This window comes from Phaeodactylibacter sp. (assembly GCF_022763345.1).
Classification (GTDB): domain Bacteria; phylum Bacteroidota; class Bacteroidia; order Chitinophagales; family Saprospiraceae; genus Phaeodactylibacter.
Genome location: NZ_JALEGS010000006.1, coordinates 47,074 through 70,244, shown reverse-complemented (window position 1 = coordinate 70,244; position 23,171 = coordinate 47,074). Strand labels below are relative to the sequence as shown.

General features: G+C 53.1%; 6 protein-coding genes. 2 read left to right on the top strand and 4 right to left on the bottom strand.

The genetic code is table 11. From position 1 onward, the window contains the following. The first annotated feature begins 94 nt into the window (after nucleotides 1-94). Nucleotides 95-241, top strand: a complete 147-nt coding sequence (locus MRY86_RS01200; protein WP_293566219.1) for a hypothetical protein — start codon at nucleotides 95-97, stop codon at nucleotides 239-241. Between the two features lie 55 nt (nucleotides 242-296). Beyond that, nucleotides 297-6,257: a MopE-related protein gene (locus MRY86_RS01195; protein WP_293566220.1), complete on the top strand. Its 5,961-nt coding sequence runs from the start codon at nucleotides 297-299 to the stop codon at nucleotides 6,255-6,257. Here the strand turns inward: MRY86_RS01195 and MRY86_RS01190 are convergent. The 4 genes from MRY86_RS01190 to secDF form a co-directional block, all read right to left on the bottom strand. Continuing rightward, complete coding sequence (locus tag MRY86_RS01190; protein WP_293566221.1) at nucleotides 6,247-8,238, bottom strand: OmpA family protein; 1,992 nt, start codon at nucleotides 8,236-8,238, stop codon at nucleotides 6,247-6,249. The two genes, MRY86_RS01195 and MRY86_RS01190, sit on opposite strands and share 11 nt — an antisense overlap. Nucleotides 8,239-8,421: 183 nt before the next feature. Next, on the bottom strand, nucleotides 8,422-16,611 hold the full coding sequence (locus MRY86_RS01185; protein ID WP_293570956.1) for a choice-of-anchor L domain-containing protein: 8,190 nt from the start codon (nucleotides 16,609-16,611) through the stop codon (nucleotides 8,422-8,424). Between the two features lie 181 nt (nucleotides 16,612-16,792). After that, nucleotides 16,793-19,753 (bottom strand): choice-of-anchor L domain-containing protein, encoded by a 2,961-nt coding sequence (locus MRY86_RS01180; RefSeq protein WP_293567046.1) that lies wholly within the window; start codon nucleotides 19,751-19,753, stop codon nucleotides 16,793-16,795. Nucleotides 19,754-19,948: 195 nt separating this feature from the next. After that, complete coding sequence (gene secDF / locus MRY86_RS01175; protein ID WP_293570954.1) at nucleotides 19,949-23,023, bottom strand: protein translocase subunit SecDF; 3,075 nt, start codon at nucleotides 23,021-23,023, stop codon at nucleotides 19,949-19,951. Between the last annotated feature and the right edge of the window lie 148 nt (nucleotides 23,024-23,171).

Sequence of the window (23,171 nt, the reverse complement as noted above, 5' to 3'; positions counted from 1 at the left end):
CTTTGCTATTTGCCGCAAAGGTAAGAAATAGGTGTGACCTTTGTCACTTCGGGAATCGCTGCTTGCGCCTACCTTTATCAAAAAATCAAAGCTTATGTCTGGAAGTTGGGGCACTTACATCGTTTTGTTTTTGATTCTCGCGCACTTTGTAGTGGGTTTCGCATTCTTAGTCAAAAAACTAAGCGGGCCGGTAAAAGAAAAACAGCCGACAGAAGAAGAGGAAACGGCCGAAGTCCACTAATACATCTGAATTCTTTCTATTTTTGGGGTAAATTGCCAGTGTAAACTGTATGCTGATGAACTCCCCAATGCCGAATTATCTACTACTCCTGTTTTGCCTGCTCAGTGCACAACTCTTTGCACAGAGTGTGGTGATCAATAATAATACCTGTGATATCGGGCTCAACCTGAAAGATGGTGGCTGTGATCCCAGCCTCAATGTGATTCCTGATCCTGATGAAATTATCGTCAATGTGAATGGCGCACCGGGTACCGCCCTTGGAGTGGATGTAGCCTTGCAGGAAGTGCAGATCATCGTCCGTCATACCTGGGCTAATGACCTTGAGATGACTTTGCGGTCACCTGCCGGGATCGATGTTCCTCTCTCTTTTGATAATGGTGCCGGCGATGATAATTACGGAAATCCGGATGCGCCGGACTGCGCAGAGCCCGCCCGCTTCACCATGAGCAGCTGCGTGCCGGTATCCGCATCTGTGCCTCCGTTTACAGCTGAAACCATCCGGCCCGAAGGCAGCCTTTATGATTTCAATGACGGTGTTACTGATCCCAACGGTCTTTGGGAGCTCATCATCTGCGATGATGCAGAAGGAGATATTGGCCGCCTCGAATTTGTCAACCTCGTCTTTGCCCCATTGAATTGCCAGCCGGTTGAGACCGTGGAGCTTATCGATTCTGACACGACTACTGTTATTTTGAATTGGATGCCGGAAACCAGCTGCGGGACCACCTTGCTTGAATATGGGCCTATTGGTTTTACGCCGGGCAGTGACGCCACGGCAGGTGGCGGTACACTCGTTTCTTACACCGGCTGTCCGCCCTATATCCTCACAGGGCTGAATGCAGAGACAGACTATGAACTCTACGTACGAAAGGTATGTGGCGGAGACGTATCAGAAAATGCCTGCCCAGTTACTTTTTCCACGGGCTGTAATCCGCCAGACCTTACCCTGTCTACCGGTTTTGAGCCGGAAGCTTTGTGCGGTACCCTATGCGATACAGAGTGCCCGCTAACCGGCATTTGGCAGAACAGTCAACAAAACGATTACGACTGGCTGGTAGCAACGGGCCCTACCGCAACCTTTGGCACGGGCCCTGAATCAGGTGCGGATGGCTCTGCGCAGTACGTCTATCTGGAAGCTTCCGGAAATAATTGCGGTTCGGGCAAGACTGCTATTCTGGAATCGGATTGCATTATTTTGGATAAACAAGGCACAGATACCTGCCACTTTTCCTTTCAGTACCATATGTTGGGAGAGGGGATTGGCAGCCTCACTCTGGAAGCTTCCGGAGATGGTGGGTTTAACTGGACGCCCCTTTGGTCGCGTTCCGGGACTCAGGGCTCAGATTGGCAAAAAGTCTACATTGGGCTAAGTGATTTTGAGGATGGAGATACGTTGCGGCTGCGTTTTGTGGGGCAGGAGGGCAGCAATACCCGAGGGGACATCGCGCTGGATAACCTGCAGTTTTACGGCGCTACACTTCTTGGAGCACCTGGCTTCACCTTTTACGTCGATGCTGATGGCGATGGCTATGGAGATGACAACCAACCGGTTTTCACCTGTTTGAGTACTGCACCCGAAGGCTTTGTTGCTCCTGGTGGCGATTGCAATGACAACAATCCTGCAATCAATCCCGGAGCAGAGGAAATCGCCTGCAATGGGTTGGATGAAAACTGTAACGGCATGGGCGATGACTCGCTGCTGCCGCCGCCCACGGTGGGGCACGATACGATTTGTTCAGGACAGCCGGCCCTGCTTAGGGTGTCTTCAGATTTGAGCAACAGCCTCTTTTTCTGGTATCCTGCTGCTGATGCTACCAACTTTATAGGTTTCGGACCAACTTTTTCGCCAACCCAACTGCTGGTCAATAATGGGCCTGAGCCGGTAGTTTACACCTACTACGTGGAAGAGCGCAACCTTACCTGTATCTCTGCCCAACGGGCTCCTGTCTACGTAGTGGTCAACCCTACGCCAAATCTCTCGCAACAAACCACTCCGGAGGTATGCCCGGAGGACTCCCTTAATTTGGAGAGTATTATTTTCAATGATGCCAACTTTACAGGCAGCAATATTACCTTCCACACCGGCAGCCCGGCTACTCCTGCTAATCAGCTGGCTGACCCGGTTATTGCCTCCATGGTGGGGAGTACTTTTTATTTTAAGGCGACCGCTGATTTTGGCTGTTCGGACGAGGGCCAGGTACAAATCGATTTTAAGCCCGGCCCGGCCCTGACTTTCCTGCCTTCGGATTCTATGGTGCTTTGCCGGGAGACGACTGCCACCCTGTCTGTTCAGGCCAGTGGAGGCAATCAGCCCTATACCTACCAATGGGGGAACGGGGCATCGGGTACGTCCATTGAGGTGGATGCAGGTTTTCAGGCGGGCGTAACGCAAATCTACCCGGTCACTATCACTGATGTGGAGGGATGTTTTAGCGTAGACAGTGCCCGGGTAAGGACCATTGTGAGCATTGATTCATTGCGGAGCTTTGTTACGGATGTCAGTACCTGCGATGGTACTGATGGGGCAATTACGCTGGTGCCCCTCTCCGGAGAACCGCCCTACGACTACAGCTGGGAAGGGGCCAATGGGATTATTGGCAGCGCTTCCGGTGTTTTGGATACCCTGGTGGTCGGCAATTTGCCACAGGGCAACTACCGGGTTTCTATCACGGATAGCTCAGTCGAGGGCTGTCAGCTGATCATCCGTTCGGTATTGGTCAATGGGCCCGGTGCTGCCGTTCAGGAGATCAGTGTAAATGACGTGAGTTGCCCTGGCAGCGGGGATGGGGAAATCTGCCTGACGGTATCTGCCGGTAGCCCGGTCTTTGAATGGAGCAATGGCGGCGCTTCTGCCTGCCTTGAGGACCTTTCGGGTGGCTTCTACAGCGTTACTGTAACCGATGGGGATTGCCAGACGATTATAGATAGTATCGAGGTCAAAGCGGCCACACCACTGCAACTGAACTTTGATGGTGTTTCGCCTGGCTGTGCAGCGGCTGCGGATGGTGCCATCACAGCCACCGCTTTTGGTGGGACGCCTCCCTATAGCTTTTTGTGGAGCAATAATATCAACTTCCCTAATCCATTCAATCTTTCCGCCGGAACTTACACCCTAACCCTAACCGATAGCAAAGACTGCCAACTGGTGGAAAGCTTTGAGCTGGAAGCCCCGGCTCCCCTTGAGCTGGAGTTGCAGTTCCGTCAGGATATGTCGTGTGCAGGCCAGGAAGACGGGCGCCTGCTGGTTGGAAGTAATGGAGGTACGCCCCCGTACCACTACGAATGGGCGGACGGCAGTGATTCGCGCCTTCGGGTGAACCTGAGCGCGGGCAGCTACAGTGTGACCGTCACCGATTTTCAGGGGTGTACAGCCAGTGCTGCTTACTCGATTCAGGAGCCTTCTCCGTTAGCGCTCACACTCATTGATACCGATAATCCCACCTGCGTTGGGGAGAAAAACGGCTCGATTACCGTGAGCGGGAGTGGTGGGAATCCGCCTTATGTCTACGCCTGGAGTGAAACCGGAGCCGACAGTACGCTTAGCAACCTTGCTATTGGTACCTACTTTGCTTATCTGACCGATGCTAATGCCTGCCCGGGAGATACGCTGGAAGTTTTGCTTGAGGCTACTTCCGAACCCGATTTCACCGCTGAAGTTGTACAACCCTTTTGTGAAGGGCTGGAAACCGGAAGGGTGACACTCAATCCACAGGGCGTACCTCCGTATCAATACACCTGGAGCACCGGTGCCACAACGAATGAAATTGACGATTTGCCAGTAGGTGCCTACAGCGTGCAGGTGGAAGACGGGCAGGGGTGCCTTTATGATACCACCTTTGTGATTGAAGCCCCTCAGTTGTTTGGCAGCGCCATCAACGTGGTACAGCCTGCCTGTGAAAACACGATGGATGGGCTGATCAACGTCACCGCCACTCAAAATCCCGGTGTGCCTTCTATTTTGCCGCCCATTCAGTATCGCTGGAACGACGGGACACTTGGCCCCAACCGGATTGGGATTGGCGATGGCAATTATGTCGTATCCATTTCAGATGGGCGTGGGTGTGAGCTTATTAGCGATACGATTCCCATTATTAGCCCGCAACCCCTGGAAATTGGTTTGGAAGGCTTCGGGCCTATTGCCTGCCGGGGCGATTCCACTGGCTTTATTGAGGTAGATACCCGTGGAGGGACACCGCCTTACGGGTATAGCTGGATAGGACTTGATGTGGAGACAGAAGATATTTTCAATATCCCTGCCGGTGCCTATCGCCTGGTGGTAGATGATGCAAATGCTTGCTCTTATGATACCACCTTTATCCTGAATCAACCGCCCGCACTAAATGTCGCTATCGGTATTGAGGCAGAGGACATATGCGAAGGCGGTCAGGTCGAAGAGCTTCAGGCCGTAGTCAACGGGGGCGTGCCCGGGTATGAGTACCACTGGAGCAATGGTGCGGAACAGCCACAGATTCCCGATCCTGCACCGGCAGACTACAGTCTTACGGTCGTGGATGCCAATGGATGTGAGCGGGAATCCCTGCCGGTAAAGGTAAAAGCCTTCACGGCTGCTTTCGAGTTGGATACTTTTTATACCGTGGATGTGAGCTGCAACGGGCAGGGCGATGGCTGTGCAGTGGCGAGCGTAGCTGGCGGCTCCTCCAATTATCAATTTCACTTTAGCAATGGGTACATTGAAGTGACGGACACCAATACCGTATCTATTTGCAACCTCAGCCCCGGTAACTACCGGGTGACGGTAACGGATTTGTCCACGGGATGCAATGAAAAATCTCCTCTTACGGCACTGCAGCAGCCCGAGCCTTTATCCCTGACCCGGGACAGCATTCGCATGGTGGACTGCTTCGGCGATTCAACCGGTGGGGTGTTTACTACGACCACGGGAGGCACAGCGCCTTATTTCTACTCGTGGTTCAACAGCAACAACATCGTCTTTGAGCCGGTTGCAGACTTGACCGGAGTGCCTGCCGGAACTTACACAGGAGTAGTTATTGACGATCGGGGCTGTACAGATGCGGTGAACGCCATGGTTACCAATGCTCATCCACTGATTTCGGCAACAGTCATGGATATTGATCCGGTTCCTTGTAAGGGAGACCTCGCCGGGAGCATTGATCTGAATGTGACCGGAGGCGTACAGCCTTATGCCTATTCGTGGAGCAATGGCCTGATGACTACTGATTTAAATGGAGTAGCAGCTGGCACCTACAGTTTGACGGTTACGGACCAAAAAGACTGTCAGCGTGTCTTTGGCCCCTATGAGATTGAGGAGCCGGAAGAGGCGCTGCTGCTGGATACGGTCCGTTTCGATACGGTACAGTGCTTTGGTGGATCGGATGGCCACATCGCGGTGGACGTAACCGGAGGTGTGCCCGGCTATGCTTACGAATGGCTATATGCAGGCCAGTTGCTGCCTTTCACCGGCGATAGTTTGGCTAACCGGCCGGGAGGGATGTACCAACTGAATGTTATTGATAATAACAACTGCCTGCGTACTTTTGAAATAGAACTGCCGGAACCGGAATTGCTTACTGTTACGCTCAGTACGCTTAGTAATCCCTTCCGCGTGTTGGGGCAGGGCGTTGGGGGCACGCCGCCCTACACCTTCCTGTGGAGTACCGGTGCGAATACGGATACTATTGAGGTGCCGGTTTCCGCTATCTATACCCTTACCGTGACGGATGCCAATGGCTGCACCGCAACTGAAGAAGAGAATTTGGTGGAGGCACAGGCGCTGGAATGGATCGATGAGGTTCATTTGTTCCCTAATCCTGCCGCCAGCTTTATTGAGTTGGAAGGCGCACTAAAAGTCTCCGGACCGTTAACGTTGGCTATCGTAGATGTGACGGGCAAAATCCGGTACCAGCAAGCGTTGGGGCAGCAGCGTATTTTCCGCCAACGCATTGAAGTAGCGGACTGGCCGGCCGGGGCGTATTGGGCAATGCTTAAAATAATGGGGCAGACGATTTACGCTGCCCCCGTTATGATTATTCGATAATTTTAAAGGTCGTCCGCCGGTTGATCTGATGTTCCTCCTCCGTACAACGGTTGCAGATGCAATCGGCCTCGGGCTCGCTTTCCCCGTAGCCAAAGGCAACGAGCCGGCCCGGGTCAATGCCCTGTGAGATCAGGTAATCTACTGCGGCTTGCGCACGGCGCTGGGCAAGGTCCTGATTGTACCGGGAGCTGCCCCGGCAGTCGGTATGTGAGCCCAGCTGAATACGGATGTCCGGGTTGAGCTCCAGGTTGCGGGCCAGGTCGTTGAGCGTAGGCTGGGCATCCTCTCTGATGTTGGCTTTGTCGAAATCGTAGTAAATGTTCTCGAGCCGGATTTCCTTATCCAAAAAGATGCGGTCCAGCACGATTTCAATCTCGAATTCCTGCACAGGGTTGTTGGGGTCACGCCCGATACCACGGGTGGAGAAGGCCGCGTCGTTTTTCAGGTAGCCTTCTTTGGCCGCCAGGAACGTGTAGTCGGCTTCTTCTTCCAGCTCCAGCTCGAACATGCCATCTTCCCCCACAGTCACTTCTTCTTTACGGGGCCCAAACTGAATCTTAACCGTAGAACCCGGCAACGGCTTGCGCCCGAGCACCACGCTGTTCGGATCAGTAGGTACCTCGTAGAGTTTTTCCAGGACAAAGCCTTTGAGCAGTAGCTTGTATTCGATTTCTTTTGGGGGCTCTTCATCCTGTACGACCTCTTCCGGAGGCAGTCTCCGTTTGGTGAAACGGTAAATATCATCATTCCCGATACCTTCTTCCCGCCGGGAAGTGAAATACCCGGAATACAGCACATCCTCGTCTTGTTTAGGGGCACTGTAGTCAATGATATACCCGAAATCATCAGAGCCAGAGTTGACCGGTGGTTTCAGGTTATAGGGGGATGCCCAGCCCCGGCTTTGCAGCTGGTAGGTTTTAAAAATATCGAGCCCGCCCATGCCGGTATGCCCCCGGGAGGAAAAATAAAGGGTGTCCTTATCCACAAAGGGGAACATTTCGTCGGCTTCGGTATTGATCACCCTCGTCATGAGTTGAGGAGGGCCCCAGGTGCCATCCGTTTGCCGCTCGCTGTAGTAAAGATCGTGCCCGCCCCAGCCATCGGGGTGATCGGCAGAGAAGTAGAGGCGCTGCCCATCTTCCGAAAGTGCCGGCCCGCCGTAATTGACGCCTTCTTGCATAAAGGACAGGGGCTGTGGTATGCTCCAGCTGTTGCCACTTACTTCCGAACGCATAATCTTGCAGTGGTCTGCATCCCACTTGCCACCGCCGAAACAACGGGTAAAGTAGACTTCAGTATAGTCGCTGTTGAAGATGGCCGTCCCTTCGTTATCTTCTGTATTGAGTGGACCAGTGAAGTCGGAAACGGTATTGGACTCCAGGTCGACCAGGAAAAGGTCGGAAAAGGCATTGCCGGTCCAGTTGTAGGTGTCATCACCAGTGCTGTTTGCGCGGTCGGAAGTGATCACGAGCTGGTTGCTCTTGTAAAGTACAGGAGCATATTCCGCCCGGCTGGAGTTAAAGCCCATAACTTCCACCTCATACTCCGGGCGCAGGTCCTTCCAGCCCTGAGCGATCTGACAGGCGCTGATTTCCCGGCGGTATTCATAGGGGCTGCCGATTTCTATGCCCAGGTCTTTGAAGGCCCGGGCGGCTTCATCGTAGCGCTCGGCTTGTTTCAACGCAAAGGCGTACTCGCGCAGGGATTCCCACCCGTACTGATTATCATAGGCAATCTTGTACCAGCGGATGGCGAGGTCGCTCTGATTGAGGTTTTTGTAAGCTTCGCCGATTTTATAAGCAATGCGCCCTTTCTCAACGCGGCTTTTGGATTTCTCGTATTCTTTTTGGAGGAGTTCGAGGGCTACAGCGTATTGCTTGACCTCAATCGCAGTTTGCCCGTCTCGGACTTTTTCAGTGTAAGTACAGCTGCTGAGTGCCGCAAAAAGAAGCACAATTAGAATATAGGAATACCGGATCATAGCTTTACTTGGATTTGAATGATATAGGGTACGCGTTGCTAGCCGTCTGGGGTAACCTTGGCCTTGAAGCGCATACGAATAAAACGCCAGAGGTATTTTTTTGTTGCTGGTTGCCCAAAACGAAGGCCGCCCCAGCAATGCTAAAGCGGCCTTCGGTCTGCTATATTGCTTTAAGCATTACTGCTAACGAGACAATTGTACATCCCCCTTGAAGTGCTCAACTGTACCATCAATAAACTCGATCTCAGCATGCCAGGCAAAAACGGCGTTGTTCATCTGTTCTCCCCGGAAGGTGCCGTCCCAACCGTGCTCCGGATTGTTGGGCGAGAGGTTGTAGCCTTCAAATACAGGCTCTCCCCAGCGGTTGTAAATCCGGAATGCCCGGATGTTTTCTATGACGCCGTTTCGGGCAAAAATATAGAACAGGTCGTTCGTGCCATCACCGTTTGGCGAGAAGGCATTGGGTACATAAACGGTTTGAGTCCGGTCTACGAACAGGCGGAAAGGTGCCTGGTCTATACAGCCGTTGTTGCTAACTACCGTGACGAGGTAATCCGTGGTGCGCAGCGGATTGGCCGTTGGGCGCAGGCAATCATCACAACTAAGTGAACCCGGGTTAGACCAGAAGATATCCGCAATGTCATCCGGTACAAGATTGGTCTGCCCCTTGATGGTGTAGCTTTCGCCAAATTGAATCGTTGCCTCGGCAGGGTCAATAATGGCGACGGTGGAGTCGGGCTGAATAATGGCGGCGTTGGCCTCATAGGTGCAGCCGTTCTCATCGCGCACAATTAGCTCGTAGTTGCCGGGCGATACATCGGCAAAAATGCTGCCCGCCTGATAAGAGTCTCCTCCGTCAATGGAGAACTCATAAGGTGGCGTTCCACCCGTAACCTCCGGGAACCGTATGGTGCCCGGATCGCCGAAGCAAGGCGGTTGGATGAGGTCGAAGCTGGCCTCCGGAACGGGTTGGGTTACCAGAACCTGATCCTGCGCAGAACATCCATTTTCGGTATTAATAACCAAGAGGGTGTACAGCCCCGGTGCATTAATAACCGGAGCAGTAGTCGTTGCCCCAGAGGTGAACCCTCCTCCAACTGTCGTCCACTGATAGGTGATATTCGGCCCCTGCTGTGAATTGGAGCCGTCAAGATTGGCGGTGTCCTCCCAACATTCCAGCACAAAGGTGTTGCCCGCTTCTGCTGCCGGGGCAATAATATCCTGATCAACGACCACCTGATTGCTGTTGGAGCAGCCCGTGAGCATGTTCTCAATGGTCAGGTCGTAGGTGCCCGGCTCATCGATGGAAACGGACAGGCTATTGGTCGAGCCCACAAAGTTGCCATCCAAAGTAGACCAGTTGAAGGTGAAGTTATCGCCCTGTGTACTGGCGCTGGCATCGAGCAGTACGGTTTCCACGGAACAAGTCAGCGTACCGGGAGGCGTGAATATTACGCTTGGAAGGTTCACATCCTGTGTGATTTCCACCGCATCGGTTGCCGTACACTGATTGAAGTTGTTGGTGACGACGAGGGTGTAAGTGCCCGGCAAGTTGACAGCAGGATTGAGGGTGCCGCCACCATTGAGCACGCCTGGCCCCTGCCATTCGTAACTAAAACCGCCAGTGCTGGACCCGGAACCACTAAGGGTTAGGCTGGGGCTGTCGCAGTTGAGTTCGGCCGTGGTACCTGCCTCTGCCACTGGCGACAAAGTGTCCTGCACAACGGGTATCGTCAGCTCGCTGCTGCAGAAGTTGACGGTATTGGTCAATACCAGGGTATAGATGCCGCCACTGCTCACGGTAGGGCTATTGGTCTGCCCACCCGAGAGAATCTGTCCGTTGGCAGTGGACCAGTTGTAGTCAAATTCGGAGCCATTGCTGGAGGCGCTGGCATCGATTGCTACATTGGTTACGGCACAGGTCAGGGTGTCGGGCGTGAGGGCTGCCACCTCGGGAGCGATGGTGTCTTGTTCGACAACAATACTGGCAAGCGCATCGCAACCGTTACTGGTATTCTCAATCAGCAGGGTATACTCGCCGGGGGCATTGATGGTGGGCTGCAGGGTCTGGCTGCCACTGTCAATATTGCCACTTGGTGTAGTCCAGGTGTACTGGAATTCGGCACCCTGGCTGCTGTTGCCGGCCTGGAGTTGCTGGGCGGTCAGATCGCAGTTCAATACCTGGGGATCGTTAATGGAAATGATTGGCGTAATGGTATCCTGTGTAATGGCCACCGCATCCGTAGACACACAGCCATTGAAGTCGTTGGTCACGGCAAGCGTGTAGGTACCCGGCTGGTTTACTTCCGGTGAAAGGTCATTCGTGCCGCTGAGCAGTCCGGGGCCATTCCAGTTGTAGGAAAAGCCATTGGTACTCGACCCTGCACCGGACAGCGACAGCACCGGGAAGTCACAATTGAGCTCCTGTGGGCTACCGGCTTCGGCTACCGGAGCTAGGGTATCCTGCACTACACCGACTTCAAGGGTGCTGACGCAGTTGTTTTCTGTATTGGTAAGCGTTAACAGGTAAAGCCCTCCGCTGCTGACCACTGGAGTAGGGGTGTTGGTGCCGCTCTGAAGGGTACCATTGCTGGTACTCCAGTTGTAGTCAAAGACCGGTCCGCTGCTACTGCCGCTAGCGTCGAGTTGCAAGCTGGTAGTGGTACAGGTTAAAGTATCAGGAGTGCTTGCCGCAACTACCGGAGGCGTGATGTCCTGGCCGACTTCAACACTTTGGCTGCTGGTGCAACCATTGTCGGTATTAGTGATCAGGAGGTTGTAGGTCCCCGGTGATCCAATATTGGGCTGTAGGGTATTCTGACCTTCGGTTATGCTGCCATTTGCCGTCGTCCAGGTATAGCTAAACTCAGCACCCTGGCTTGAACCCGTGGCATCCAGCAATTGCTCAGTAAGCGCGCAGTCGAGTATTTCGGGCGCATCAATAGCGATTGCCGGTGGCGTAATATCCTGGGTGACCAGGGCTTCATCGGTGGCACTGCACCCGTTTTGGATGTTGATGACTTCCAGTAAATAAGTCCCCGGCACTTGTACTTCTGGATTTAGGCCACCTGTTCCGGAAGGCAATCCAGGCCCGGACCAGTTATACAGGAAGCTGCCCTGACTGGAGCCGGTTGCATCCAGGTTGAGCAGGGTGTCTGTACAGGTTAACCGGAGGGGGGCACCGGCATCTGCTACCGGCGATAGCGTATCTTGTTGTACCTCGATGCTAGCCTGCTGTTGGCAACCATTGCTGTTGTTGGTAACCAGAAGCGTATAGGTGCCGCCACTGCTGACCGTTGGGTTAAGCACGTCTTCGGGGCTGTCCAGCTGTCCGTCAGGGGTGCTCCAGGCATAGGTGAAGCTACTACCCTGACTGGAACCACTTGCATCTAATTGCAGGCTGGTTGTGGTACAAGTCAGCACATCAGGAGCCAGAGCTGTTGCTGTTGGCAAGATGGTATCAATGGAGACTTCGACTTCATCCAGCGCTTCGCACTGATTGTCTGTATTGAGGACGGAAAGCTGGTATAGCCCGGGCTGATTGGCCTCGAAAGTCGGGCTGTCTGCACTGGCAATCGGAGCCCCGTTCAGGGTCCAGGTATAGACCAGTGGCCCATCCTGGCTGGTATTGCTGCCACCAACGCTGATACTATTGACATCGCAGTTCAGAATGCCGTCCGCACCGGCATCGGCCTGAGGGACGGCCGTGTTTTCCACTACGGTCACTGCTTCCGTTACAGTGCACAGGTTGTCGGTATTGGTAATTTGAAGCGTATAGGTCCCGGCCTGAAGTGCAGTGATGGACGGTGCATCTGTTGCCTCGTTGAAGTTGCCATCCGGCGTGGACCAAGCATAGATCAAATTGGGGCCACTATCGGAGTTGCTGCCGTCCAGGGTTGCGGTCGGGCTGTCACAGTCTATCTGCGGGTCTGCATCAACGGTGATGGCAGGCAGTGCGACGTCCTCATCAATGCTAACGCTGCTGCTGTTGGTGCAGCCATTATTCTCATTGATGACTTGCAGGGTGTAGGTGCCCGGTGCATCAATAGTGGCATTCAGGTCGTTGGCACCATTCGCAATATTGCCATCCTGTGAAGTCCAGGCATAGGATAGAGGCGCATTGCCACTGGCTGACGCCTGTAGGGTATAAGTGGTCTCCGCACAATTTAGCGTAGTAGCTGGGCCCGCATCTACTGTTGGTGTTTCAACATCCTGACCGACATCTACGCTGATACTTTGTACGCATTCATTGGTGGTGTTGGTCACCTGAAGGGTATAGGTGCCCGGTGCATCGGTGGACAGTTCCGGTGTGGTGGCTCCGCTCAGCAGGTTCCCGTTGGCGGTGCTCCATTCATAAATCAGGGTGTTGCTGTTAGCTGTCGCATTGCCGGAGAGGGCGATGACTGTATCTGCACAGGTCAGCGTTGCCGGTGGCGCAATGGCTACTTCCGGTAGTATGGTGTCGATTTCCACTAGCGCTGTTATGGTGTTGCTGCAACCGTTCTCCGTATTCAGTACCTGTAGCTGATAGGTTCCGGGCTGATCAATACCCGTCAGCTGATTGATATTGGAGCCAACGGAGGAGGAGTCAGGGGCGGTCCAGGCGTAGCTGAAATTAGCCCCACTGCTGGAGGAAGACCCGTCAAGCATAATGCTGGCCGTTCCGCAGTCGAGCACCTCGGGTGCAGCAATAGCAGCTTGTGGGATAGCGATATCCTCCTGCACCATGACTTCAGCTGTGGTGGTACAGCCATTGACCGGGTCGGTAACCTGTAAGGCGTAAAGCCCGGGTTCGGTGATGTTTTGCTCCAAAGGAATGCTGTCGGTTGGAATTTGCCCGGCAGGGCCATTCCAGGTCAGAATGTTCTCGCCGCTATTGGTGGCCGCGCTACCAAGCAGCAGCAGGCTATCGTTATAGCAGTTCAGAATACCTGGCGATGGTAGGTCGACCTGTGGCGAGAGGGTATCAATGGCGACCAAAAAAGTGGCGGTGTCATAACAGGCAATACTTGGCGCTGAAATAATCAATTGGTATTCGCCCGGTGCATCAATGGTTGGTGTAAGGGTAGTGGCTCCACTGAGGATGTTCCCATCGGGAGTCGACCAGTCATAAATACCATCCGGGCCAAGATTGGAATTCTCGGCATTGAACTGCAGGGTAGGGTTGTCACAATTCAGTACTTCAGGACCGGTGATGATGGCTACGGGCAGATTGTCATCCTTCACGATGGAAACCGTATCTGTAGCTGTGCAGCCATTGAGGGTATCGGTTACCTGGAGTTGGTAGAGCCCGCCTGCGTTCACCATAGGGGATAGGGTGTTGCCCCCGCTGACAATATTTCCATCGGCAGAGGTCCAGGTGTAGACATAATCGCCGGTATTGCCTGTGGCGGTTGCGGATAAGGACACTTCCGGCTCCTCGCAGGTGAGTTCAGTACCCGGGCCTGCATCAATGGCAGGGAGGGTGGTGTTCTCTGTGATTTCCACAGTGCTGCTGCTACTGCAACCGTTGTCGTTATTTGTAATGGATAAATTGTAGGTGCCCGGCCCATCCACAGTGGGGGAGAGGCTGTTGGCACCGTTCACCACTGCAGGGCCCGACCAGGAATAGGAAAAGGCGGGGCCGCTGCTGCTGCCGTTAGTATTGATCTGAATTTCGGGCGCATCGCAGGTGATAGTACCCGGAGACAGCACTACGTCGGGCGCTGCATTATCGGCTGCAACGGTCACCGTATCGTAGGCAATACAGCCATTTGCGGTGTTGGTGATCGTGAGAATGAAGTCGCCACTCTGCTGTGCAAAGGCGTTCAGCCCATCCGTTGGAGGCAATCCGGGGCCCGACCAGGAAGCCGTAAATTCAGGGCCTGTGGACGAACCCGTGCCATTCAGTGTGACGGCAGGCTGGAAGCAGGTGACGGTATCCGGGACATTGGAATCTACTGTTGGCAAGTCAAAGTTTTCTTCAACCACTGCCGAAGCTGTGGTGGTGCAGCCTTCATCATCCGTGATGGTCACAAAGTATTCGCCGGCCTGAAGGTTGGCGGGGTCCTCACTGCTGGCGCCGTTGCTCCAGTTAAAATCATAGCCTGGCGAGCCTCCGCTTACCTCCAGATCGATACTGCCACCATTTGGATTCAGGCAGTTCACGCCTTCTGTGGAAGCTATGCTTGCTGATACCGGCATGGGTTCTTCCACTTCCACCTGAACGGTATCCGCACACCCAAAGCCATCGACAATGTAGGCTTCGTAGGTGCCGGGGGCAAGATCAGTTAAAGTGTTGCTCTCATCCGGCAGTGGCTGGTCATTTGTTACATCGTACCAGCTGAAATAAAATGGAGGCGCACCACCGCTCACATTTATCGAGACTTCCCCATCAGTGGCACCAGTACAGGAAACAGGCTCCGCATCTACCTGAGGATTGAGGTCGAGCAGCTCAATAAAAGCCGAACCCTGCGCCTGCCCCACGCAGGTAGGATAGGCCTGAGGCGCAACATATTCTGCCTGATAAAATCCAGGTGAATTGACTTCTATGATAAGTGGATTTTCCGTGGCGACGATATCTGGTTGAGGGACACCGTTCAGGGAATAGGCAAATAGCCAGGGACCACTCCCCTGAAAAGTCACCTGGAGTTCCGCAGTGAAAGGAGCTTCACAAAACTGCCCCTGCCCGGTAAGGGTAGCTTCTGATGCACCACTGACGGTTACTGTTGCATCTGTTGTTGCCGTAAGGCCGCACTGATCGGTGACGGTGACGGTATAGGTGGTCGTTTCGTTGGGCGTCACGGTGATCGCAGAACTGGAGGCTGCATTGCTCCAGGTGTAACTAAAACCCGGGATGCCTCCACTGACTGCCGCAGCCAGCGATGCGGGCTCTCCGGGGCAGACTTCAACAGGAGGGACCGTCACATCAAGGGGCGGGCTGTCCTGAATGATGAGTTCAATGGTGCCGTTAATGCAGGAGCAAGAGTTCTGAATTTCAAGGATGATGGTTTCCTGGCCCTCTACGATATTGTCTGCAAAAACATCAATCGGGATCTGTATGGTGGATTGCCCGGGAAAAGCAGTCACAGATAATGGGAAATTGGCATAATCCACACCCGGTGTCGCTGTGCTGTTCGGGGAAACGATCAGGTCAACGATACGGGTGGTGGACAGGTCTCCCCCCACATCAAGCGAGAAATAGCCATCCGAGCAGGCCTCGTAGGTAATATTGCTGTTGGTGGTGGGGGAGAAGGCTTCCCCGGTAGCCGTACCACCGGCTGCGAAACTGTTGGCTTCAAGGAATACGGCAGAGTCATAGATGCCATCGCCCACATCACCTACCAAAAGCCGGATGGTGTAGGTTTCGCATTCTTGAACATTAGCGATCGCTGTGAGCACTCTGGTAAAGCCATCGAACTCGATGTCATTGTTAATGACCCCTGCTCCACAACTCCCGGAATTGGGCACGAAGAATACGGTGTTGTCCTGATCATTGATGTTGTCAATAGTTACCCCAATGTTTGAACCGGGCAGTACGGCGATATTTTCACCATTGCCGGTGAAGCCGCCATTGATGCCGGGACCGCTAATGAAAAAACCAAAAACGTCATTGTAACCCGCATCTACAAATTCGCAATACTCTTCCGAAGCGAAAACGTAGTTGAAGGTGATATTATCAACAGTGGGAGTAAACTGGAACTCAATACCCGTTGCGTCAAATACAGTATTGGAACCTGCCAGGTCTGCAAGATCAGGGTGGCTGCCTCCGCCCATATTGCTACCGGTACTACCGGAATTGTTGGGCCCGGTGGCATCACTGACATTACCACTGGAGATGATGACGCCGGAATTTACACCTACTGAGGTGGCGCCCATACCAAATTGCCCAGCGCTTGAAGGGCTGCCAATCAGGGTAACGTTAGACACATCGAAGCAGTTGCCGCCGATGAAAACATCCTGGATGAGCGTCAATGCATCCACGCCCGGGCTTATGGTCAGGCCAGCCATACGGTTTTCACCGGGAGGGCGCTCACAAGATTCACAACTAACGGACAGGATAAAACGGGCCTTTAGTGCTCCCGGGGCCAACTGCGTAACCGGAATGCTTTGGCAGGCTGATGCAGCCGTGAAGCTGTAGGTGATTTCCGGTGTACCTGCTTCCGAAAGAAAACGAACTTCGCCTCCTTCCTGTGCCTGTGGGCTCAGCCAGAGTTGATATTGCTCTCCGGGCTGCAACTGGCAAAGGGTCAGCGCAAAGGGGCCTTCTGCCTTTGTGGACAGGCGGTGCCTTGACCTTGTGCCTTCCAGCTCTACCACAATAGGGTCGGTTGTGGCTTGCAATAGTGAGGTAAGGAAGAGCAAAAAGAAAGGAATTAGTAAATGTTTTCTCATATTCCGAGTTTTGGGTGATGGCACACCGTTTATACTGTACTTAATTGTAGTTTCCTCATCTTAGGGTAAAATAGCTACTACTGCACAATAAATATACGGTTATTTCCGTAGGGCAAAAAAAATAGGGCCGATCCTTGACTGGTTCAACCCTATTTATACGAATTATGTCGCAATTTGTGCGCTAGCGGAACAATTGTAAGTCCCCTTTGAGGATTTCTACACTACCATCGGTGAATTCGATTTCCGCAAACCAGGCCAGCACACTGTTCCTGACCATTTCTCCCCGGAAGTTGCCGTCCCATCCGTGATGCGGGTTATTAGGCAGAAGATTTTCGCCATTAAAGACGAGCGCTCCCCAGCGGTCGTAGATTTGGAAGGTGCGGATATTCTCCACAGTCCCCGCCCGTGCAGCGATGTAGAACCGGTCGTTGCTGCCATCTCCGTTTGGAGAAAAGGCATTGGGCACGTAAACGGCCTGAGAACGGTCTACAAACAAACGGAAAGGAGCCTGATCCGTACAGCCATTTTGGCTGATGATGGTCATCAGGTAGTCGGTCGTGCGCTGTGGACTGGCAACCGGGCGTAAACAGTCCTCGCAATCCAGGGTATGGGCGTTAGACCAGAAAACCTGAGCGATGTCTTCATCGGGGAGGTTGGTCTGCGCATGGATAGTATAGCTTTCTCCAAATACGATAGTGGCTTCAGCGGGTTGAATAACGGCAATAGTGGAATCCGGTTGGGTGATGGAGGCACTGGTTTCAAACATGCAGCCGTTATCGTCTTTCACCAAGAGGGTATAATTGCCGGATGGTAGGGCAGCGAAAACCTGATTGGGCTGATAGCTTGCGCCGCCATCTACTGAATATTCGTAGGGAGGCGTGCCGCCGGTGACTTGCTGAAACTGAATACTTCCCACGTCTCCGTAGCAGAGCGGTTGCCGGAGCTCAAAGCTGGCCTCAGGAGCTAGTTGAGTGACAACCACTTCATCCTGAGCCGCACAGCCGTTTTCTGTATTGGTAACCAACAGGTTGTAAACACCGGCAGCATCTATGTCTGGCGAGATCGAAGTGGGTTCGGATGCGAAATGCCCGCCCGCGGTCGACCACTGATACGAGATATGAGGCCCGCGGTCCGAGCCGGAGCCATTCAGGCTTACCAGGGTTGCTCCACAATTAATGACAAAGTCATCCCCGGCATCTGCGGTGGGCGGGATCGTATCTGCTTCCACGTAGACTTCCCCCGAATTTGTACATCCGGTTTCCAGGTCTGCTATGGCCAGGGTGTACATCCCTGTGGCATTGACTGAAGCTGTAAGCCCTTCTGGCTCAGTGGCGAACTGTCCGCCCTGAGTACCCCATTGCAGGGAGAATCCTGCTCCATAGGTGCTGTTGACGGCACTCAATACAACGGTGTCTGCCAGACAAGTGAGCCTGGGCGGCAAATCAAAATAGACCTCCGGAGGCTCATTTACCTGTATGGCAGCAGTGGTTACTACCGTGTTGCCGCATTGATCGGTCACAGTCAGGGTATACGTTTCGGTGCCAGTGGGCTGCACTGTAATGTCAGGGCTGACGGCACTGTTGCTCCATTCATAGCTGTATTCCGGAATGCCCCCTTGTACTGTGGATTGTAGCATTACGGTGTCGCCCGGGCATATTTCTGCTGGCAGGGTGGAGGCTTCTAGCGGGGCGCTGTCCTGAATCCATAGCTCCACTGTCCCATTGGTGCAGGAGCAGGCATTTTCAATTTCCAGAATAATGGATTCCTGCCCTTCTGTGAGGGTGTCGGGAAATACGTTTACAGGGATCTCGATTGTAGATTGGCCTGGTAATGCTTGTACAATCAGCGGAATACTGTCAAAATCCACACCCGGAGTAGCGGTACTGTTTGGTGAAAAGGCAAGATTGACGATACGAGTAGTGGTTAAGTCCCCGCCAACGTCCAGGCTGAAGTAGCCGTCGGAGCAAGTTTCGTAGGTTATGTTTTCATTGGTAATAGGCGACAGGGCGGACCCGGTGACCGTGCCTCCCGCAGAAAAACTATTGGCTTCGAGAAAAACAGCAGAATCGTAAAGCCCGTCGCCAACATCTCCGACGAGCAGGTTGATGGTATAAGTTTCACAGGCCTGAACCTCGGCAACCGCAGTAAGCACCGTAGTGAAGCCATCAAACTGTATGTCATGGTTGATGGATGCCGTGCCGCAGCTGAATGAGTTGGGGACAAAAAAGGCTGAATTGTCGTCGTCGTTGATGTTGTCGATGGTCACCCCAATGTTGGAACCGGGTAAAACGGCAATGTTTTCCCCATTCCCTGTAAACCCACCATTCAACCCCGGGCCGCTGATAAAAAAACCAAAAACATCATTATACCCGGCGTCCACAAATTCGCAGTATTCCTCAGAAGCAAAAGTGTACCGGAAAGCGATGCTGTCAACGGTCGGCGTAAACTGGAAGGATATCCCTGTGGCGTCATAAAGTGTATTCGATCCGGCCAATACTGCCAGATCCGGGTGGCCGCCACCATCCATTTCATCTCCGATATTCCCGGTAAAATTGGGCCCCATCGCGTCCGAGGCATCGCCACTGGAAATGATCACACCCGATTCGATGCCGATCGAGGAGCTGCCCAGCTCAAACTGCCCTACACTTTCTGTACTGCCGATCAGGCTGACACTGTCTACATCAAAACAGTCGCCACCAATAAAAACATCTCTTATCAAATTGGACGCGGCAATGCCTGAGGTTACCGACAGGCCATTGGAACGGGCACCGGTCGACCTGCTGCAAGATGAACAGCTGACAGACAGGACAAAGCGGGTGCTTTCAACGTTCGGTGTCAACTGAGCAACCGGAATAGACGCATAAGACAGAGACGCCCTGAAGCGGTAAGTGACGGTTGGTGGTTCACCCTCAGTCAGGAACCTTACCGTACCGCCCTGCTGTGCCTGCGGGCTCAGCCAAAGCTGGTAGTCTTCTCCGGGCTTAAGCTGTCGCAAGACTAAAGAGAAAGGCCCGAAAGCGGCTGTTTTGAGCCGTTGCCGAAAGCGGTCCGCCTCTACATCGATAACTAAAGAATCGGTGGCTGCAAAAATGGAGGGAAGCTCCAAAAGCAGGAGCAGGAGGAATAGTGTAAATCTTCTCATCTCGGTTTTTTGGCTTAGAAACTCTAAATACAGGCAAGGTGCCGATGGGGCACTTCCTGGTTTTTGGGTGAGATTGAGATAGAGACTGCTATTCCGTCTTAAAGATAGGACGATTTCACCAACAAAAAAAATAGAGCTGACCCCAAACGGAGCCAGCTCTTATTTTTAGGCTGTAATTACTATGATTACAGGGTCTTAGCGGGCTGCTTCCGCGGCCTTGGAGAACCCTTTTTTGTCGGATTTGGTATCCTTCGCCCGAAGCTCGCCTGTCAGGTCTGACATGATTGGCGTGGCCACAAAGATCGAAGAGTAGGTACCAACGAGGATACCGATGAGCAATGCAAACGCAAAACCACGGATACTCGCACCACCGAAGAAGAACAGGATGGCGACCACAAACAGGGTCGTCAGCGAGGTGATGATCGTACGGCTAACCGTGCTGTTGACGGCGCTGTTGATCACTTCCTCCTTAGAACTCTTCGTATAGTTGTTCAGGAATTCCCGGATACGGTCGAATACAACCACGGTATCGTTGATGGAATAACCGATCACAGTCAGAATGGCTGCAATAAAGGCCTGATCAATCTCAAGTGAGAAGGGCAGGATGCCGTGGAAGATGGAGAAGATACCCATAACCACAAGCGTATCGTGGAACAGGGCGGCTACTGCACCAAGGCTGTACTGCCACTTGCTGAATCGGATGAAGATGTACAGGAAGATAAGCAGCAGGGCGAAAGTTGCCGCGTAGAATGCGCTAGACTTGATGTCATCCGCAATCGTCGGTCCTACTTTGCTTGAGCTCTCTACGTGCGTGCCGTTTCCGTCCGGTGCTTTGAACTGCTCCAGATCAATATTACCGCCAGTGATGCCGTTTACGCCATTATACAGCGCCATCATCACTTTTTCGTCGGCATCATCATCAGTGGATTCCACCAGGTAGTCGGTCACGACGTTATAGGTGTTTTCCGTATCCACAGACTTCACAATTGGCTCGTTGCCTTCGAAAGCTTCCGTCAGTGCAGAACGCAGTGCAGAAGCTTCCACTTCAGCGCCCTCGATCGTCACATTGTAAGAATAGCCACCTTTGAAGTCCACACCCAGCTCAAAGCCACGGGTCGCCATAGAGACCAGGCCTGCCAGGATGATTGCTCCGGAAATGATGTAAGCCATCTTACGCTTGCCCAGCCAGTCGATTGACAGGTCGGCGAAGGCATTCTTGGATAAGCCAGTGGAGAAAGACATGGAACGGTCCTTGTTCTTCAGCCACTGATCGATCATGAGGCGGCCTACCAGTACCGCTGTGAACAGCGAGGAGAGTACACCAATGATCAATACAACTGCAAAACCTTTGATTGGGCCGAGGCCGAAGTAGGCCAGAACGAATGCCGTCAGCAGGGTCGTTACGTTGGCGTCAATGATGGCAGAATAAGAATTCTGGAAACCATCACTTACCGCCATCAGCAATGACTTGCCTTCCCGCAGTTCTTCCCGGATACGCTCGTAAATGATCACGTTGGCATCCACCGCCATACCGATCGTCAGTACGATACCGGCGATACCAGGCAGGGTGAGGACTGTACCGTAGGAAGCCAGTGCACCGAAGATGAAGAAGATGTTCAGGATCAGTGCCAGGATGGAAACGATACCACCACCGCCGTAGTAGGCGATCATGAAGAGCAGTACGAGGATAAAGCCAACCGTCAGGGCAATCGTACTGTTGCGGATGTTCTCCTCACCCAGGGAAGGCCCAACCAGGGACTCCTGAATGATTTCTGTATCCGTAGGGAGCTTACCGATTTGCAGGATATTAGCAAGGTCTTTGCCTTCCTGAATGCTGAAGCTACCTGTGATCTGAGAGTCACCGGTCAGGATAGGCGTACGCACTGAAGGGGCGGAAACCACCTCATCGTCAAGTACGATAGCCACCTCGCGGTTGTTGTCCTGTGCAGCTTCTGTTGTCAGTTGTCCCCAGATTTTGGCACCAGTATTGTCCATTTTCAGGGATACGGCTACCTCATTGGTCTGAGGGTCAGGGTTGGCACTTGCATCTACTACGTGATCACCGGTCATAGCCGCTTTGCCGTCACGGGATGGCTTCAGGGCATACAGTTCGTAGTTGTCCGTGACTTCATTGGTCTCGAAGTCCTTCATGGGGTCTTTGCCCCAACGCAGCACCATATCCCGTGGGAAAAGCGACTTTACATCCGGCTTCGCCAGCAGGCTATCGATGTAGCGGCGCTGGTTTTTCTTGGCAAAACCAAGAACAGCCAGTCCCTGAGCACCAGTGGTGTTGAGGGTCAACGCTTCGAAAAGCGGGCCAGACTGAGAAGCACTGCCATAGATGGTATCAATGCTTGTAATCTCGCCGGCAATTTCATTGCCCAGAGAATCCGTTGCAAAAGTGGTGTCGATACGCAGGATTTCCCGCTCTACCGAACTGCCGCTCATAGTCTGAGCCAGGCGCTGATTCGCCTCGATAAAGGCTTGCTGAACGCCGGGATCATTAATGCGGAATACGTTGTAGAACTCAAGCTTGGCCGCCGCCTCCAGGAAAGTACGGGCACGCTCCGGGTTGTCGATACCCGGCAGCTCCACGATGATAAGGTCGCGGCTGGCATCCAGAGAAACATTAGGCTGGGTAACGCCCAGCTTATCAATACGCTCCTTGAGGAGCTTAAAGGTCAGGTCTACGGTTTCGTCTGCCTTGGCGCGAATCACACGAACCACTTCACCATCACCGGTTTCGTAGTTGATCTCATCACGAAGGGCTTCGTTGCGGGTGAAGATCGGAGCGAGTTTCTTATCGCCCTTTACTTCGTTCCATGCGTCGAAGAATAGAGAAACAAAGTCGGCCTGTTCGGTTTTCTGCGCTTGAGATGCTCGGTTTAACGCTTCCTCAAAAGTCGGGTCCTTGCTGTCATTGGCTAACGCTCTGATAAATTGCCGCAGATCAACTTGCAGCACGACGCTCATACCTCCCTTGAGGTCGAGGCCGAGGGCCAGTTGCTGTGACTTTAATTCCTGATACGTGTAGCTCTTCAGCAGAGGGATTTTAAATACCTCTTCCGAAGACATGGAGTCCAAAAACTCCGCGCGCTTCATCTTGAAGGCGGTCTTCTGAAGGTCTTCCGATAGGTTTGAGGTCGACGCGCGTGCGTACTCTTCAGCGGCTTTCTCAACTTTCTGCGTAGGCAGGATGAAAAAGTACTGTACGAGCGTTACGATCGTCATGACCACAAGGAAGAACTTCACTACTCCTTTTCCTTGCATAACTCGAAGTGACTTTTAGAAAATGTTAAAAAATGAGCATCTGTCTTTCTTGTCCAAACACCTAAGTCGCTGATAAATAGGACTTTCTAAGTGTCCTTTAAAGAAAAACTGCGCAAATATACGCGTTTTGAGGCGCTAATGAAATCTT